Below are 17,148 nucleotides of genomic sequence, written 5' to 3'. Positions count from 1 at the left end.
GCACGGCTGCGCCGCGATGGCGGCCCATCGACCGGTTCCGGCGTCAGTCGATCACCTTGCCTCTTCCGGACTTCACCATGCTGCGGCGCGACTTGTGTTCGAGCCGCCGCTCCTTCGATGCGCGTGTCGGCCGTGTCGCGACCCGCGCCCGCGGCGTGAACGCGACGCTGCCGATCAACGCATCGAGCCGCGCGAGTGCCGCCTCGCGGTTTTTCTCCTGGGTGCGGTATTCCTGCGACTTGATCACGACGATGCCGTCGCGCGTGATGCGCTGGTCGGACAGCGCGAGCAGCCGTTCCTTGATGACGGGCGGCAGCGACGACGCCCGAATGTCGAAACGCAGGTGAATCGCGCTCGACACCTTGTTGACGTTCTGGCCGCCGGCGCCCTGCGCGCGCACGGCGGTCCATTCGACTTCGGCCGGATCGAGCGTGTAGCGGATCATCATCGCGACGTCTCCTTGCGGCGCCGCGCGAGCGCCTCGTCGACGCGGGCGGCAAGGCCCGAATCGCGTTGCGTACGTGTCGCGACCGCCTGGGCCAGCACACGCCGCGGGCCGATCACCTGCACGCGCGTGCGTGCGCGCGTAACGGCGGTGTAGACGAGTTCACGCGTGAGCACCCGGCCGAACGACGCCGGCAGCACGAGCGCGGCCTCGTCGAATTCGGAGCCCTGCGACTTGTGGACGGTCAGCGCGAATGCCGTTTCGTGCGGCGGCAGCGCCGCGGGCGACACCGCGCGCGCGGTGCCGTCCGCGCGGCGGAACCATACGCGCAGCACGCCGTGCGCGTCCGGCAGCGCGATGCCGATGTCGCCGTTGAACAGGCCGAGTGCATAGTCGTTGCGCGTCACCATGATCGGCCGACCGGTGAACCAGTGTGCGCCGACCGCGAGCGGCACGCGCGCGGCATGCCGCAAATGCGACGCCACCAGCGCATTGACGTGTTCGGCACCGCGCGATCCCGTGCGCGTCGCGCACAGGATCCGGAAGCGGTTGAGCGCATCGAACAAGGGCAACGGATCGGGCTCCGGCTCGGACAGCGCGGCGCGCAGCGCATCGAGGTACGCGCCGAACCGGCGCGCAAGCCGCTCGACCGTCGACGCCGCAAGCGTCTCGCCCGCATCGTCGTGAAACGACGCGGCAGCGGCATCGTCGGCCGGCAACGCATCGAGCGCGCCTTGCACGTCGCCACGGCGGATCGCGAGCGACAGGCGGCCGATCGGCGAATCGAGGCCGAAACGGTAATTGCGCTCGAGCCACACGACGCAGTCGGCGAGCGGTGCGGGCGCGGGCGGCGCGGCGGCGATGTCATCGGCTCGCGTGGCGTCGATCGGCGCGACCGCCGGAGCGGACGGATCGAGCGGCGCGAGCTCGATCGCATCGAGCCACGCGAGGTCGTCGGCCTCGATCCACGCGGGATCGGCGGCCGCGAACGCGTTATCGAGATTCGCCGGTTCAGGCGACGACGAAGCGGCCGGGGAAACCGCTTCTTCCTGCGGGCCGTCGTCAAACAGTGACGCCTGGCGTGCATCGACGTTGCGCCGCGCCGACGGCTTGCGCGCAGCACTCGCCGACAACGGCGCAGGTGCCGGGGCCGGCGCTCGAGCCGCGACGGCAACCGCCGCCTCGCCGTCCGGCACCGGCAAAGCGGCAACGAAAGCCGCTTCGTCGATCCCGAGCGCATCCGCGATGCGCTTGCGCGCGGCGGCGGTAAACGTCGGTCGCGCGCTGAGTTCGGCAAACACGGCGCCGGCTTCGACCGCGGCAAGCTGATCCTTGTCGCCGAGCAGCACGAGCCGCGCGCCCGGCGCGAGCGCGTCGAGCAGATGGGCGGCGAGCGCGACGTCGATCATCGACGCCTCGTCGACCACGATCAGGTCGTACGGCAACGGATTGTCGCGATGATGGCGAAAGCCCGCGGCACCGCCACCGCCCAGCAGGCGATGCAGCGTGTACGACGTGTCGGGCAGGCGCGCGGCAAGTTCCGGCGGCAGGTCGCCCGCCCGCGCATGCAGCGCTTCCTGCATCCGTTGCGCGGCCTTGCCCGTCGGTGCGGCCAGCGCGATGCGCAACCCCGGATGCGCGTCGAGCAGACAAGCCAGCACGCCGACGACGGTCGTCGTCTTGCCGGTGCCGGGGCCGCCGCTGACGATCGTCACGCGTCCCGTCAGCGCCACGATCGCCGCGACGCGTTGCCAGTCCACCTCGCCCGTCGCCGGCCCGAAGTAACGCGCGAGACTGTCGCGCAACCGGTCGGGCGACAGCGCGTCGCCCGGCGCGGAGACGCCTGCCTGTGCGACGAGTGCATCGGCGAGCCGTCGCTCGTAGTCGAAATAGCGCGACAGATAAAGATGGTCGTGCCGATCGACGATCAGCGGCCGCTCGTCGCCGCGCGCGAGCATGCCGAATGCCACCACACCGCTCGCGGCAAGTGCCGCGCGCACGTCGTCGACCGGTTCCTCGTAGCGCTGCGCGAGCGCGCCGAGCGACACGCACACGTGGCCGCCCGCGGTCGCCCGGCTCGTTGCGAAAGCGGCACGCGCGGCCCAGCGCGCGGCCGCGGCGGGCGCACCCGCGCGGCGCGACAGGTCGCCGATGCGTCGCGCGAACCCTTCCGCCAGCGCGATGCCGAAATCAGCCGGCTCGGGCAAGCGCGCGACGAGGCCGCCGGTGAATTCGAGCGTATCGTCGGCCACGTTCATGCGCGGCCCCCTTCCATCATCCGGTCGAGCGCGTCGACGAGTTCGCGCGCGGGCCGCCGCGCGTGCACGCCGGCCGGCTCGCCGGCGCTGCGCCAGTGCGGCCGCACGCCGCGCACGAACAGGTACAGGTAGCCCGCGACATGCGTGTCGTAGTCGTAGTCGGGCAGCCGGCCGCGCAAATAGCGATGCAGCGCGACCGTATAGAGCAGCGCCTGCAGGTGATATGCATGATCGGCCATCGCGACGTCGAGCGCGCGAGGGCCGTAGGCGTCCGGCGTATTGCCGAGATGGTTCGACTTCCAATCCACGATCCAGAAGCGGCCGTCGTGTTCGACGATCATGTCGATGAAACCCTTGATGAAACCGGCGAGCGTGCCCGCGTCCAGTGCAACGTCCGGATAGCCGTGCGCGACCAGCAGCCGGCGCAGCGCGCCGAGCTCGAGCGCAGGCGCCGGAAACAGGAAACCCATTTCGTCGAGCCGACGGGCGGGATCGAGATCCGCAAGCCGCATGCCCGGCACGAGCTCCGTGCGCACGACATCGTCGACGAGCCGCGCCATCATCGCGGGCAGGCGCTTCGCGAGTTCCGGCTCTGCCTCGACCGGCCGGTCATGCAGCGCGCCGAGTGCCGCCTGATGCCACGAATCGGGCGCGTCGAATCGGCTGAGCTCGAACAGGCGGTGCAGACACTCGCCCGCTGCCGCACCGCGCGGGAACATGAGGATGTCGTCGTCCGGCGGCTCGACCGCGACGGCGTCGCCCACGCCAGGCGCACCGTCCGGCAGCTCGGCGGCAAGCGCGTCGTGATCGGGCCGCAGCTCGTCGTCCGGCACGGCCGCGACGCCCGCCTCCTCGCGCGCCATCGATGCGGTCAGCGAACTGAAGCTCGCTATCCGCCACGCGTCGCGCAGCACGCGCGTCGCATGGCGAGCAGCGAGGGTCTGCGATGCATCGTGGCCAGCCACCAGCCGCTCGCGGCGCACCGGCATCGGCAACGGTGCGACGCTCACGGGCCCGCCCGCGAGCGCTTGCCAAGCAGCATCGAGCACCGCTTCGTCGGGCGGCTCGTCGAGCCACGCGTCGAACGACTGGCCGGCCCCGGCCACGAGCCAGTTCAGCACGCTGCGCCGCGCCTCGCGGGTCGAGCGCGACGACAGATATGGCCCTGCGACGAGATAGCACCGGTAGACCGCACGCGTGAGCGCCACGTAGACGAGCCGCGCGCGTTCCGCCGCCTGCTCGCGCAACGCCTGGCGCGCGGCATGTTCGGCAGCTTCGTCGTCGCACCCGTAATGGAGGACGGCGTCGCCTGCATCGTCGTGATATTCGCGCGCGTCGGGCAGCGCCGATGCGGGCGCCTCGCGCAGCGCGCCGTCGTTCAGGAACGGACAGAACACGACCGCGTATTCGAGGCCCTTCGACTTGTGCACGGTCACGATCTGCACGAGGTTGCGATCGGATTCGAGACGCAGTTGCGCTTCCTCGCCGCCGCCGTCGAGCCGTTGCGCGGCGAGCCAGCGCAGCGTCGGCGCGATGCCCGGCTGCGCGGACGCACGCGCCTGCGTCAGTTCGGCCAGATGGTTGATGTCGGTCACGCGCCGTTCGCCGTCCGCACCGGCCATCAGCCGCTCGGCAATCCGCAGCTCCCGCGTGAACGTACGCCACATCACCGCGAAGCCGCGCTCGCGCCACAACAGCCGATAGCGCGAGAAGCGCTCGACCCAGCTCATCGCGTCCGCAGTGTCGGCAGCTGCGCGCAACGCATCGCCGTCGCCCTGCTCCATCCGCCACAGCGCCTGCGCGTCGAGGCCGAACCAGTCGGCGGCGAGCGCCGCACGCAGGCGTCGCAGATCGCCCGGCGCATCGATCGCCGCGAGCACGCGCTCGAGCTGCTCGGCATCGCCGGTCGAAAATACGGACGCCTGCGCAAGCTCGACACTGCCGATGCCCCACGTGGCCAGCACGCGTTTCACGAGGCTCCCTTGCCGGTGCGTCTGCACCAGCACCGCGATATCGCCCGGCGACAGCGGCGTATCGCCGAGCCGCACATGGCCTTCGCGCGCACCGCGCATCAGCCGCGCGATCTCGGCCGCACACGCTTGCGCGGCCTGGGCTTGAGCATCGCGCTTGAGCAGCGTGCCGTCGCCGCCCGGTAGCGCCCAGATCCGAAAATCGCCGTCCGGCCCCTGATCGGATTCGTCGACGAACGGTGCGCGCACGCGCGTGCCGGCCCGTACCGCGTAATAGTCGAGCCCGTCGAGCACGAATGCGCGCGGGTTCGACATGAAGAAGCGGTTGCACGCATCGACGATCGCCGGCGTCGAGCGCTGGTTCACCGCGAGCGTGTAGCACGCGCTCGCGCTTGCCCGCGCGGCGAGATATGTATGCAGGTCCGCCGCGCGGAAACTGTAAATCGCCTGTTTCGGATCGCCGACGAGAAAGAGCGGCCCGCCCGGCGCGAAAATCCGGTCGAAGATCGCGAACTGCAGCGGGTCCGTGTCCTGGAATTCGTCGATCAGCGCAGCCGGATAGCGTGCGCGCAGCGTCTGGGCAAGCCACGGATGCGCATGCAGCGCGTGATGGAGATTGGCGAGCAGATCGTCGAACGACACGACGCGCCGCGTACGCTTGCGTTCGGCCAGCTCGCCCGGCGCGGTGTCGAGCCAGTCGGCGACCAGCGCGAGCCAGCGTGCGCGCTGCGTGGCCTCGACGGCGGCCACCGCTCCTTCAAGCGCGTCGGCCACATCGAAGAACGGGTGTTCCGGCGTCGCGCCGCCCTTTTTCGTCGCCTTCGCGAGCGCGGTGCGCGTGAGCTTGAGCGCCGCCTTCGGTAGCGCGGCCGCGGCGTTGCCTTGCGCGAAATGCGCGGACCACGCTTCGAGCGCGTCGGCGAGCGCGTCCGGCTTGTGCGAGCGCTGATTGAGCACGGGCTGCGCAGTGCGCAGCAACGCGTCGATCGCATCCCGCTCGTCGGCCCACATCCGCGCGGCCTCCGCGAAGCATTCGGCGGCAGCGGCCTCCGCCGCTGCGTCCGGTTCGCCGACGCCGTCCCAGCGCAGCGCGGCGAGCGGCTTCTTCAGCCGCCGTGCGAGCTGCGCGTCGAGCGCGGCCGGGCCCGCGCCCGCATCGACGAGCCACGTCGCGAAACCCGGCCAGCGCGCGGCGATCGGCTCGACGCGCGTGCGCCAGAAGTCGGCCGCGAGCTCGAAGCGCAGTGCCGCATCGTCGGCCTGCATGTCGAATGCGAACGGCATCGCGGCCGCGAACGGCGCTTCCTGCAGCGCACGCTGGCAGAACGCGTGGATCGTGTGGATCGCCGCCTGGTCGAATGCGCGCAGCGCACGCCGGATTCGCTTCGCGGCGGTGTCGGGGTCGAGCGCGCCGCCTTCGCCGAGCGTGGTCTCGAGCAGGCGCGCAACGAACGGATCGCCGCCGTCGTCACCGGTATCGAGTGCGTGTGCGAGTTGCGCGAGCCGGCCGCGGATCCGCTCGTGCAGCTCCGCCGTTGCGGCCTTCGTGAAGGTCACGACGAGGATTTCGTCCGCGCCGAGATCCTTCTCCAGCAGCAGGCGCACGTAAAGCGCGCAAATATTCCACGTCTTGCCGGTACCGGCCGACGCCTCGATCTGGTTGACGCCGTCAAGCGGGCATGCGAACACGTCGAGTTCGAACGCCGCCTGCGGCTGGGATGCGGCGCTCATGCGACCTCCTTCAGGTGTTCCAGCATCGGCTCGAACACCAGCCGCGCGAGTGTGCCGAACGGCTCGTCGAGCGACGGATGCGCGCCGCGCCACGCGATCGCGATCGCCGGATCGTCGGCTTCGCTCACCACGCGCTCGTTGATCCAGACGCTCGCGGCCTTCGCCTCGCCGTCGGAAACGCGCGCCCACGCACTGCGCGGGAAGAATCGCAGCGGCATGCGCCGCCCCGCGCGGAACAGCGCGGCGAGCGGCGCCAGGCGATCGAGCGGTGCCGCGACCGGCGTGAGTTCGAATGCGCCGCCGCTGCCGAACCAGAGCGTGCGGCGCGGGCCGTCGGGCGCCACCGCGCAGTAGACGAGGTGTGCGAGCCACGCGGACAGGTAATCGCGCGCGCTCGGCCGTGCATAGCGATAGATGATCTGGCCCGCCGGCGTCAACCGGTTCAGCGTGCCGTGCAGCTCGAGCGGCGCATGCACCGCATCGCGCGACAGCATCGCATCGTCGGCACCGAACAGCGCCTGCTCGGTGTCGGGCCATGCCGGTGCGATCGCGAGCGTAAACGCCCGCCGTTCCATGCCGTCGGTCAGCGCACGGCGCACGTTCGACGCAAGCTGCGCCATCGAGCCGAGCGCCTGGTCGCGCCAGACGGCACCCGTCGCGCCGCCCGGCAGTTCCGGGCTGGCATCCGCGATGCGCAGCGCGTGATCGTGCACGCCGCCTTCATCCGATTCGATCAGAAGCGGCAGCACGCGCTCGGCGAGCGCGTCGCTGCCCGCGAAGTCGAGCGCGAACGGCTCCGTGTCGAGCAGTTCGGCCTGCGCGTCGGCAAGCACGATGCCGAGCCGTGCGCGCAGCAACGCGCGAGCCGGATGCCGCCAGAACCGTTCGAATTCGCTGAACGCGACGGGTTCGACCGGCTCGGCCGGCAACGGCTGCGCGAAGAACGGCTGCTCGCGCGTCGCATCGCGCGCGCCGTCGGCTGCCAGCAGCGATGCGAGCGTCGCGCGCTCGGCGTCGTACGAAACCAGATCGCTGCCAGGCCGGAAATACTCGGCCGCGAACGGTTGCAGCGGGTGTTCGACGATGAAGGCGCGCCGTGCGGCATCGACCGCATCCGGCGCGGCGTCCTCGCCGGCCGTGACGAGCGCGAGATGGTCGAGCAGTTCGTCGACGAGCGCCGCCGGCGGCAATGGCGCGTTGTCGCGAATGCTGCGCCCCGTATAGGCGATCAGCAGCCGGTCGCGCGCGGCGAGCAGCAGGTCGAGGAACAGGTTGCGTTCGTCGTCGCGGCGCTGGCGGTCGCCGAGCTTCGGCAGCACGGCCATCAGGTCGAACTCGTCCGCGCGAGCCAGGCTCGGCAGCACGCCGTCGTCCATGCCGAGCAGACACACGACGCGGTATGGCAGCCCGCGCAGGCTCGTCAGCGACGAGAACGTGACGCCGCCCCACGGCACCCCGCCGCGCGCCGGATCGTCGAGCGCGGCTGCCAGGCCCGCGCGTACGACGGCCGCGGGCAAGGCCTCGTCGGGCGCGCCCTCCGTCATCGCGGCGAGCATCGCGTCGAGCGCGTCGCGCACGCCCGCGAGCGCATCGGCATACGCGGCACCGGAGTCGAAGAATCGCGCGAGCGTATCGGCGAACAGTTCGCTCCATGCGCGCGGCGTGTGCGCGTCGGCGAGCCGTCGCGAGAAGCCGTCGAGATCGTCCGTGAAGCGCGCGAGCCGGCCGAGCAGTTCCGCCTCGCTGCCGGTCGCCGCCTCGATCGGCAGCCACGCGCCGACCGGCGCGGCACCTTCGGGCATCGCATAGCCGAGGAAGAGTCGCGCGAGCGCATCGGAAAACGTATGGCGCGGCGCGGGCACCGCCGCATCGTCGCTCACCGTCGGCGACAGCCCGCGCCGCGCGCCGGCGGCCGCGAGCCAGGTCTGGACCGTCTCGAGCGCGGTTGCGTCGATGCCGTAACGGGCCGCCACCGCGTCGACGCGCAGCCATTCGACCAGCTCGGGCGCGCCGACCTGCCGTTCCGGCAACGCGAGCCATTCGAGCAGCACGCGCGCGACCGGGTTCGCCTGCGACGGCGGCAGGCCGGTGATCCGATAAGGCACGCGCGCGCCGCCGGCGCCCGCCGTGCCGAACACGGCATCGATCAATGGCCCGGCCGCCGCGAGATCGGCAACCGCCACGAGCACATCAGACGGCTGCAGCGTCGCGTCCGCATCGAACCACGCGAGCAGACGATCGTGCAGCACCTCGAGCTGGCGCGCGAGGCTATGGCACACGTGCACCTCGATCCCGCGCTCGGCCGGCGCTTCGCCGAGCTCGGCCTCCGGTTGCAGTTCGAGGATCGCGTTCTGCACACGCGCGAGCCAGGTCGGCGCAGGATTCTCGACGAAACGCGACGCATCGCCCGACGCGGCGCTTTCAGTCAGTTCGTGCAGCATGTGCAACTGCGCCTGCGTCTGCCGCCCCCACTCCGCGAGCAGCGGATGGCCGACTTCCTGATAGTCGAGCCGGCCGGCCGCGTCGAGCGCCTCGGCGTGCGCGGCGGTGACGATGTCGAACCAGAATTCCCGGCATGGGTTGAGCGCATAGACGCGCACGTCGATCCAGCGCGACAGCTCGCGCAGCAGCGCGACGTGCAGCGGCGGCATCGTCGGCAGCGCGAACACGCTCACCGATTCCGGCCAGTCGGCACGCGCGACGGTTTCGAGATCGAGGTTGCGCGCCTCCACCAGGAAGCGATGCGCGGGCGGCGGGCCGCTGTCGCTCAGTTCCGCGAGCAGCGCGCGCCACAGCGCGGCCTGCCAGTGCTCGTCGTCACGTGCGGCATCGCTGATTCCGCGCGGCGCGGCGTCGCCCGCGAGCACCGACTCGCCGGCTTGCCACGCGGCGAGCCATTCGGGTCGATAGGTCAGGTAATGATCGAGCACGGACGCGACACGCTGCGCGAGCTCGTAGCGCATCGCGTCGTCGGACGCGGACAGATACGCGGCCAGCCGCGGCGACGCGAGCCACGGCGCGCCGCTGCCGCCTTGCGCGAACAGCCGGTAGCAGCGCCACACGAGGCGATCGGGCGCGAACGGCGAGCGCGCCGGCACCGTCAGCACGCGGCCGATCTGCGCCCACAGCCACTGCGCGAGATACGTGAACTCGACGTTCGCGCACACGCCGTGGCGCGCGGCGATGTCGAGTTCCAGACGGCGGCGCAGCGCCGCGCTCGGCACGATGACCTGTTGCGGCGCCCACGGGCCGTTGCGGGCCGGGAACGCGGCCAGGTCGTCGAGCAGCGCGTCGGCCAGCGTTTCGTGACGGTTCGAATAGAAGAGATGGAGCATGCGGCGGGTGTCGGAGCCTCGCGCCGGACAGGCCGGGCGAACAGGAGCACCAAGGATAGCAAAAGGGCCGTCGCGGCGGACCTCGTCCGAATGGCCAGGTTTTGCGGACCGCGAAATACGATAGACTCGTCGCCAGTCAATACGCCGCCCCGGGCGTCTTCGTCTGTCATTCAGCTCATCGATGCGCTATTCGGTCGAAATCAGAAAGTTTTTCTACAGCCAGTACTTTTTCGGCGGCCTGCGGATCGCGGTCGGCGTATCGCTGCCGGCCGTGCTGTGCCTGATCGTGTTTCACAACCGGGAGCTCGGCTTCACGATCTCGACCGGTGCGCTCGGCGCGTGCGTCGTCGACATGCCGGGCCCGCTGAAGTACAAGCACAACGAAATGCTTGCGTGCAGCGTGATCGGTTTCCTGGCCGCGCTCGCGACCGGCCTCGCCACGCCGAACATCTTCGCGCTGTGGCTCACGATCGTGCCGCTCACGTTCGTGCTGTCGCTGATCGTCGTCTACGGCAACCGCTGGCCGCAGATCAGCTTCGCGACGCTGTTCATGATGGTAATGACGCTCGAGGAGAAGTTCACGCCGCTGCAGGCATTCGTCAATGCCGGCTGGATTCTCGCGGGCGGCCTCTGGTACACGTACTGGGCGACGCTCGTGTCGCAATGGCAGGCGCGCCGGATCGAACAGCAGGCGCTCGCCGAAAGCCTGTTCGCGTGCGCCGACTACCTGCTCGCGCGTGCGCAGTTCTACGATCTCGATGCCGATCTCGACGAGTGCTATCGCAATCTCGTCGCGAAGCAGATCACCGCGGTCGAAACCCAGGAAACGGCACGGGACATCGTGCTGCGCAATTTGCCGAAGCTGCGCCGCGGCAAGCTCGACCCCGGCCGCACGACGATGTACAACCTGTTCATCAACAGCGTCGATCTGCACGAGCTGTTCGTCGGCGCGCACACCGACTACCCGCTCGTGCGCAACACCTTCGGCGGCTCCGACCTAATCATTTTCTATCGCGACCTGATTCGCAAGGCGGCCCGCGACCTCGAGGAAATCGGCCTGGCGGTGCTCGAGAATCGCGCGCCGCATTCGCGGATCAGCGTAAAGGCCGAGCTGCGCGCGATCGAGTACGAGATCGAGCTGATGCGCAAGAAGAACTTCCCGGCCACCAACGCGGAAGCCTACGCCGCCGTGCTCGCGACGTTCCGGCGCATCTGGAGCGCGACGCGCCTGATCGACCGGATGCGCCGCAACCTGTCTGGCCATGCCGACCCGCAGCAGACCGAACTGAAGATCGACAAGGCGCTCACGCGCTTCCTGCAGCGGCGCCGGATGTCGCCGCTGCTGATCTTCTCGAACCTGAACATGCGCTCGCCGAGCTTTCGCCATGCGCTGCGCGTGACGATCGCGGTCGCGGTCGGCTTCTGGCTCGGCCGGCTGCTGCCGCTGACGAACGCCTACTGGATCGTGATGACGACCATCATCATCCTGAAGCCCGGCTACTCGCTCACCAAGCAGCGCAACGCGCAGCGTATCGTCGGCACGCTGATCGGCTGCGCGGCGAGCATTGCGCTGATCTACACGGTCAAGGAGCCGCACCTGCTGATCGCCATCATGTTCGGGTCGATGGTGATGAGCTACAGCCTGCTGCTGTTCAACTACGCGGCGAGCGTCGTGTTCACGTCGTCCTACGTGCTGCTGATGTTCCACCTGCTCGCGCCCGGCAGCATGCGCATCATCGGCGAGCGCGCGATCGACACGGTGGTCGGCTGCATGATCGCGATCGCAGCGAGCCGCCTGTTCCCGTACTGGGAATACCGGCTGATGGGCAAGCTCGTCACCGACATGCTGACCTCGACCCGCAAGTATTTCGAGGCCGTGTGGCGCGCCGGGCGCGGCGTGTCGCCACCGCCGGTGCCGGCCGCCGACGGCGCGGCGGTGGTGCCGGTCGTCGCCGCGGCGATCGAGACGCCGGCCACCGCCCTCGACGACGACTACCGCTACCGCCTCGCGCGCAAGGACGTGCACATCGCGTTCGCCAATCTCGGCCAGGCGTTCCAGCGGATGATGATCGAGCCGAAGGCGCACCAGCGCTTCGTGCCGGAGCTGAACGACCTGCTCGTGCAGACGCACGTGCTCGGCGCACAGATCACCGCCGCCGCGCCGCTGATCCGAAGCGCGTGCGCGGCCGACGCGAACCTCGTCCACGACGATGCGCTGCGCCGCGGCCTGTCGGCCGTGCTCGAGAATCTCGAGAAGGCGGAAGCCGGCGAGCCGCCGCCGGCCGATCATCTCGACGCGACGAAGCAGATCACCCGCGACCTCGACGCGATGGTCGTGTCCGCGGAAAAATCCGACGCGGTGGGCGCCGAGCTCACGCACGATCTGAAGGTGCTCGCGCACCAGTGCAAGCAGATGCTCGCGTCGTCGCTGCTGATTCGCAAGGACGCAAGCGTCATTCGCCTGCCTGCATGACGCGATGAAGTCATTCCGCCACCGGCTGCCCGCGCAAGCGGGCCGGCCGGCAGCGCTCGCTGCCCCGCAACATCCTCCCCAAGCATGATCCGCACGCCCGATACGCCACCCGCGCCTGCCACGCGGTGGCCCCACCTCCGATTGCGCCGGTTGCGCCACTCAGGGAATACCCGATTCCGGTCACATGGCCCGGCTTGTTATCATTCCGTCACATTCAAGTTGTATAGACAACTTGAGCCAACCGGGCCGGCTCTGCTCGCCCGGTCCGTCGCATAACGATATCGGAGACTCGATGAAGAACTTGCAGCGCCATCTGAGCGCGCGGCACATCCGCTTTCTCGCGCTGGGCTCGGCGATCGGCACCGGCCTGTTCTACGGCTCGGCGTCCGCGATCCAGCTTGCGGGCCCGGCGGTGATCCTGGCCTATATCCTGGGCGGCGCGGCTGTCTACATGGTGATGCGCGCGCTTGGCGAGATGGCCGTGCGCGAGCCCGTCGCCGGCTCGTTCGGTCACTACGCGACCGAGAACCTCGGCCCGTTCGCGGGCTTCGTCACCGGCTGGACCTACACGCTCGAAATGGTGATCGTCGCCATCGCCGACATCACCGCGTTCGGCATCTACATGGGCTTCTGGTTTCCCGACGTCCCGCAATGGATCTGGGTGCTCGGCGTCGTCGCGGTCATCTGCGGGCTGAACCTGTGCCATGTGAAGGTGTTCGGCGAGCTCGAGTTCTGGCTGTCGATCATCAAGGTCGGCGCGATCGTCGCGATGATCGGCGGCGGCGTCGCGATCCTGCTGACCGGCATGCACTTCGGCCATTCGGCCGACGTGCCGACGTTCGCCAACCTGTGGAACCATGGCGGCTTCTTCCCGAACGGGATCGGCGGGCTGGTCGCGTCGCTGTCGGTCGTGATCTTCGCGTACGGCGGCATCGAGGTGATCGGGATGAGCGCCGGCGAGGCGAAGGATCCGGAGCGCGTGATTCCGCGCGCGATCAACGCGGTGCCCGCACGCATCCTGTTGTTCTACGTGCTGACGATGATCGTGCTGATGTCGATCAGCCCGTGGACCGGCGTCGGCAGCGACGGCAGCCCGTTCGTGCAGATCTTCTCGGCACTCGGTGTGAAGTCGGCGGCGACGATTCTCAACCTCGTGGTAATCAGCGCGGCGATCTCGGCGATCAACAGCGACATCTTCGGCGCGGGCCGGATGATGTTCGGGATGGCGCGGCAGGGCCAGGCACCGCGCGTGCTGATGACGACATCGCGGCACGGCGTGCCGTGGGTCACGGTGCTCGTGATGGCCGGCGCGCTGCTGGTCGGCGTGCTGCTCAACTACCTGATGCCGAAGGACGTATTCCTGGTGGTCGCGGCGATCGCGACGTTCGCGACCGTGTGGGTGTGGCTGATGATCCTGCTGTCGCAGGTCGCGATGCGCCGTCGCCTGTCGCGCGCGGAAGTCGCGGCGCTGAAGTTCAAGGTGCCGCTGTGGCCCGTCGCACCCGCGCTGACGATCGCGTTCATGACTTTCGTGATCGTGATGCTCGGCTGGTTCGAGGACACGCGCGTCGCGCTCTACGTCGGCGCGGCATGGCTCGCGCTGCTCGCGGTCGTGTTCTACGCACGCATCCGCCCGAAGTTTGCGCCTGCGTCACGTTGACGCATAGCTGCCCCATCCACGCGGAGCGCCGGCTTCGGCGCCCGCGTCCGTGCCGGCGCGACGCCCTGCGCCGCCCACCGCTTCCATTCTTCCTGCCGTTCCCGAGCATCGCCGGCGGCCCGATCGGGCCGCGCGGCGATCGCGCGCGTGCACGCGTGCGTCAGTGCGACGCGGCGCTCGCGGCCTCGGCCGGATGGGCTTCGTCGTACGCGCGCTTCTGCGAGATCGCGTTGTACAGGATCGTCCCGATCACGAGCAGCACGGCGACGACGATCAGGATGCTCACGTTGCGGACAGGGTTCTTCTTGCGCTGATCGTTCATGGTCGGTGCCGCTCCGTCGAATTCGTTGAAGCCGGCATTCTACGCGCTTGCGTCCGCGCTGCGGCGCGCCGGCAGCGCCCTCCTCTCGCCTTCGTCCTCGCGTCGCGCAACCTTTCATTTGATAATCATTCCCATTCCGATTTAGAATCCGAAATCTTTCGCTTTGTAATGTTTCGGGTTGCTCGGGCGGCAGGCACGCCCCGGAACGCTTCTTCGTCCGCCTGCCTCATCGGAGTCTCCATGTCGAATCCGCGCACCCGCCTGCTGCCGCTCGCCGGCGCCCTTGCCCTTGCCGCCGCCGCATTCGCGCCGCTGGCCCACGCGGCCGAGGAAGTGAGCCTGTACACCACTCGCGAACCGAAGCTGATCCAGCCGCTGATCGACGCGTTCACGAAACAGAGCGGCATCAAGGTCAACACGGTGTTCGTGAAGGATGGCCTGCTCGAGCGCGTGAAGGCGGAAGGCATGCAGTCGCCGGCCGATGTGCTGATGACGGTCGACATCGGCAACCTGCTCGACCTTGTCGACGGCGGGCTCGCGCAACCGGTGCGCTCGAAGGTGCTCGACGATGCGATTCCCGCGAACCTGCGCGGCGCGCAGGGCGACTGGTACGCGCTGTCGCTGCGCGATCGCGTGCTGTACGTGGAGAAAGACTTGAAGGTCGACGCGTTCCGCTACGAGGATCTCGCCGATCCGAAATGGAAGGGCAAGGTCTGCATCCGCTCGGGGCAGCATCCGTACAACACGGCTCTCGTCGCGGCGATGATCGCGCACGACGGCGAAGCCGCGACCGAAAAGTGGCTGCGCGGCGTGAAGGCGAACCTCGCCCGCAAGGCGACGGGCGGCGACCGCGACGTCGCGCGCGACATTCTCGGCGGCATCTGCGACGTCGGTCTTGCCAATGCGTACTACGTCGGCCACATGAAGAACGCGGAGCCGGGCACCGATGCGCGCAAGTGGGGCGACGCGATCAAGGTCGTGCGGCCGACGTTCGCGAACGCGACGAGCGGAGGCACGCACGTGAACATCAGCGGCGCGACGGTCGCGAAGCACGCGCCGCACAAGGCCAACGCGGTGAAGCTGCTCGAATACCTCGTGTCGCCCGAAGCGCAGGCGCTGTATGCGCAGGCGAACTACGAATATCCGGTGCGCGCGAACGTGAAGCTCGACCCGGTGATCGCGAGCTTCGGCCCGTTGAAGGTCGACTCGCTGCCGCTGACCGACATCGCGAAGCACCGCAAGGCGGCCAGCCAGCTCGTCGACAAGGTCGGCTTTGACAACTGATGCATCGATCGTCCGCGCGCCAGGCCGGCCGCGCCATGCGCGCGCGGGCGCGCTCTGGCTCGGCGCGGCCGTCGCGATCGCGGCGGTGGTCGCGGCGCCGCTAGCCGTGCTGGTCGCCGCGTCGTTCGGCGCGGATCTCGCGCACTGGAAGCATCTCGCCGAATTCGTGCTGCCGCAGGCACTCGTCAACACGCTGCTGTTGCTCGCGGGCGTCGGCGCGATCGTCACCGTGCTCGGCACGGGCTGCGCGTGGCTCGTCACCGCGTACGATTTTCCCGGCCGCCGGATGCTGACCTGGGCGCTGCTGCTGCCGCTTGCGGTGCCCACCTATATCGTCGCGTTCGCATACCTCGACCTGCTCCATCCGATCGGCCCGGTGCAGGGCGCGATCCGCTGGCTGCTCGGCTTCGACAGCCCGCGCCAGTTCCGGCTGCCCGACCTGCGTTCGCTACCCGGTGCGATCTTCGTGCTCGGCTTCGTGCTGTATCCGTACGTGTACCTGAGCACGCGCGCGATGTTCGTCACGCAGTCCGCGAGCCTGCTCGAAGCCGCGCGCACCCTCGGCGCGGGACGCGTCGCGACGTTCTGGCGTGTCGTCGTGCCGCTCGCGCGGCCCGCGATCGCGGTCGGCGTGAGCCTTGCGCTGCTCGAAACGCTGAACGACATCGGCGCATCGGAATTCCTCGGTGTGCAGACGCTGACCGTGTCGGTCTACACGACCTGGATCACGCGCTCCGATCTCGCCGGCGCCGCGCAGATCGCGCTCGCGATGCTCGCGATCGTCGTCGGCATGATCGTGCTCGAACGCTACGGGCGCCGACGCCAGCGCTACGCGCACGGCCGGCGCATGCGTCCGATCGCACCGCGCAAGCTGACGGGAAAGGCGGCGTGGAGCGCCGCCATGCTCGGCTGGTTGCCGGTGCTGCTCGGCTTCGGCGCGCCGGCCGCGTACCTCGCGGTCGAAACCGGCAAGCGGCTGCATCTCGTCGGCGGCGTATCCGCTCAATTGATGACCGGGCTCGCGAACACGCTGACCATCGCCGCCGCCGCAACCGTCGCGACGCTCGCATGCGGGCTCGTCGTCGCGTGGGCGGCGCGCGCGCGGCGCGACAGCGCGCGTGCCGGCCCGGCTCGCGTGTGCGCGCGAATCGCGAGCCTCGGCTATGCAGTGCCGGGCACCGTGCTCGCGATCGGCCTGCTGGTCCCGTTCGCGGCGGCCGACCGGCTGCTCGGCGCGGCGTTCGGCCGCGACGGCCTGCTGCTGATGGGCTCGGCGACCGCACTTGTGATCGCGTACACCGTGCGTTTTCTCGCGATCTCGGCCGGCAGCATCGAAGCCGGTCTCGCGCGCATTCCGCCGTCGCTCGAGCATGCCGCGCGCTCGCTCGGCGAGACGGCCGGCGGCACGCTGCGCCGCGTGCACCTGCCGCTGCTGCGGCCCGCGCTCACGACGAGCGCGCTGCTCGTCTTCGTCGATGCGATGAAGGAGCTGCCCGCAACGCTGCTGCTGCGCCCGCTGAATTTCGACACGCTCGCGACGTGGCTCTACGCGGAGGCCGCGCGCGGAACCTATGAGGAAGGCGCGGTCGCCGCGCTCGCGATCGTGCTGGCCGGGCTCGTGCCCGTGATCCTGCTCGCGCGCACCCGTCACAAGATCGGAACCTGACATC

At 69.6% G+C, this 17,148-nt stretch carries 9 protein-coding genes; 4 read left to right on the top strand and 5 right to left on the bottom strand.

What is annotated here, in order from left to right:
• Positions 1-43: 43 nt before the first annotated feature.
• The 4 genes from arfB to recC are packed head-to-tail and all read right to left on the bottom strand — an operon-like array spanning position 44 to position 9,739.
• On the bottom strand, positions 44-448 hold the full coding sequence (arfB, locus tag HW466_RS27695; RefSeq protein WP_059449423.1) for an alternative ribosome rescue aminoacyl-tRNA hydrolase ArfB: 405 nt from the start codon (positions 446-448) through the stop codon (positions 44-46).
• Positions 445-2,703: an AAA family ATPase gene (locus HW466_RS27690; RefSeq protein WP_174905962.1), complete on the bottom strand. Its 2,259-nt coding sequence runs from the start codon at positions 2,701-2,703 to the stop codon at positions 445-447. Before HW466_RS27690 ends, arfB begins: the two co-directional genes overlap by 4 nt.
• Complete coding sequence (gene recB / locus HW466_RS27685) at positions 2,700-6,404, bottom strand: exodeoxyribonuclease V subunit beta (RefSeq protein ID WP_174905963.1); 3,705 nt, start codon at positions 6,402-6,404, stop codon at positions 2,700-2,702. The genes HW466_RS27690 and recB overlap by 4 nt, the downstream gene beginning before the upstream one ends.
• Positions 6,401-9,739: an exodeoxyribonuclease V subunit gamma gene (recC, locus tag HW466_RS27680; RefSeq protein WP_174905964.1), complete on the bottom strand. Its 3,339-nt coding sequence runs from the start codon at positions 9,737-9,739 to the stop codon at positions 6,401-6,403. The genes recB and recC overlap by 4 nt, the downstream gene beginning before the upstream one ends.
• 181 nt (positions 9,740-9,920) lie before the next feature.
• Between recC and HW466_RS27675 the strand changes: the two genes are divergently transcribed.
• Together HW466_RS27675 and HW466_RS27670 are read left to right on the top strand one after the other, a co-directional pair.
• Complete coding sequence (locus HW466_RS27675) at positions 9,921-12,212, top strand: FUSC family protein (protein ID WP_059449427.1); 2,292 nt, start codon at positions 9,921-9,923, stop codon at positions 12,210-12,212.
• Positions 12,213-12,504: 292 nt separating this feature from the next.
• Positions 12,505-13,872, top strand: a complete 1,368-nt coding sequence (locus HW466_RS27670; RefSeq protein WP_059449428.1) for an amino acid permease — start codon at positions 12,505-12,507, stop codon at positions 13,870-13,872.
• 160 nt (positions 13,873-14,032) lie between these two features.
• On the opposite strand, the gene HW466_RS27665 is transcribed toward HW466_RS27670, so the two are convergent.
• Positions 14,033-14,194 (bottom strand): hypothetical protein, encoded by a 162-nt coding sequence (locus tag HW466_RS27665; RefSeq protein ID WP_009688068.1) that lies wholly within the window; start codon positions 14,192-14,194, stop codon positions 14,033-14,035.
• A gap of 240 nt (positions 14,195-14,434) precedes the next feature.
• Here HW466_RS27665 and HW466_RS27660 point away from each other — a divergent pair, with 240 nt between their 5' ends.
• Both HW466_RS27660 and HW466_RS27655 read left to right on the top strand, forming a co-directional pair.
• On the top strand, positions 14,435-15,478 hold the full coding sequence (locus tag HW466_RS27660) for a Fe(3+) ABC transporter substrate-binding protein (RefSeq protein ID WP_151006397.1): 1,044 nt from the start codon (positions 14,435-14,437) through the stop codon (positions 15,476-15,478).
• Positions 15,468-17,144, top strand: a complete 1,677-nt coding sequence (locus tag HW466_RS27655) for an ABC transporter permease (protein WP_174905965.1) — start codon at positions 15,468-15,470, stop codon at positions 17,142-17,144. The genes HW466_RS27660 and HW466_RS27655 overlap by 11 nt, the downstream gene beginning before the upstream one ends.
• Positions 17,145-17,148 lie beyond the last annotated feature (4 nt).

This window comes from Burkholderia territorii (assembly GCF_902833055.1).
Lineage (GTDB): Bacteria > Pseudomonadota > Gammaproteobacteria > Burkholderiales > Burkholderiaceae > Burkholderia > Burkholderia territorii.
This window is presented reverse-complemented; position numbering and strand designations above follow the sequence as displayed.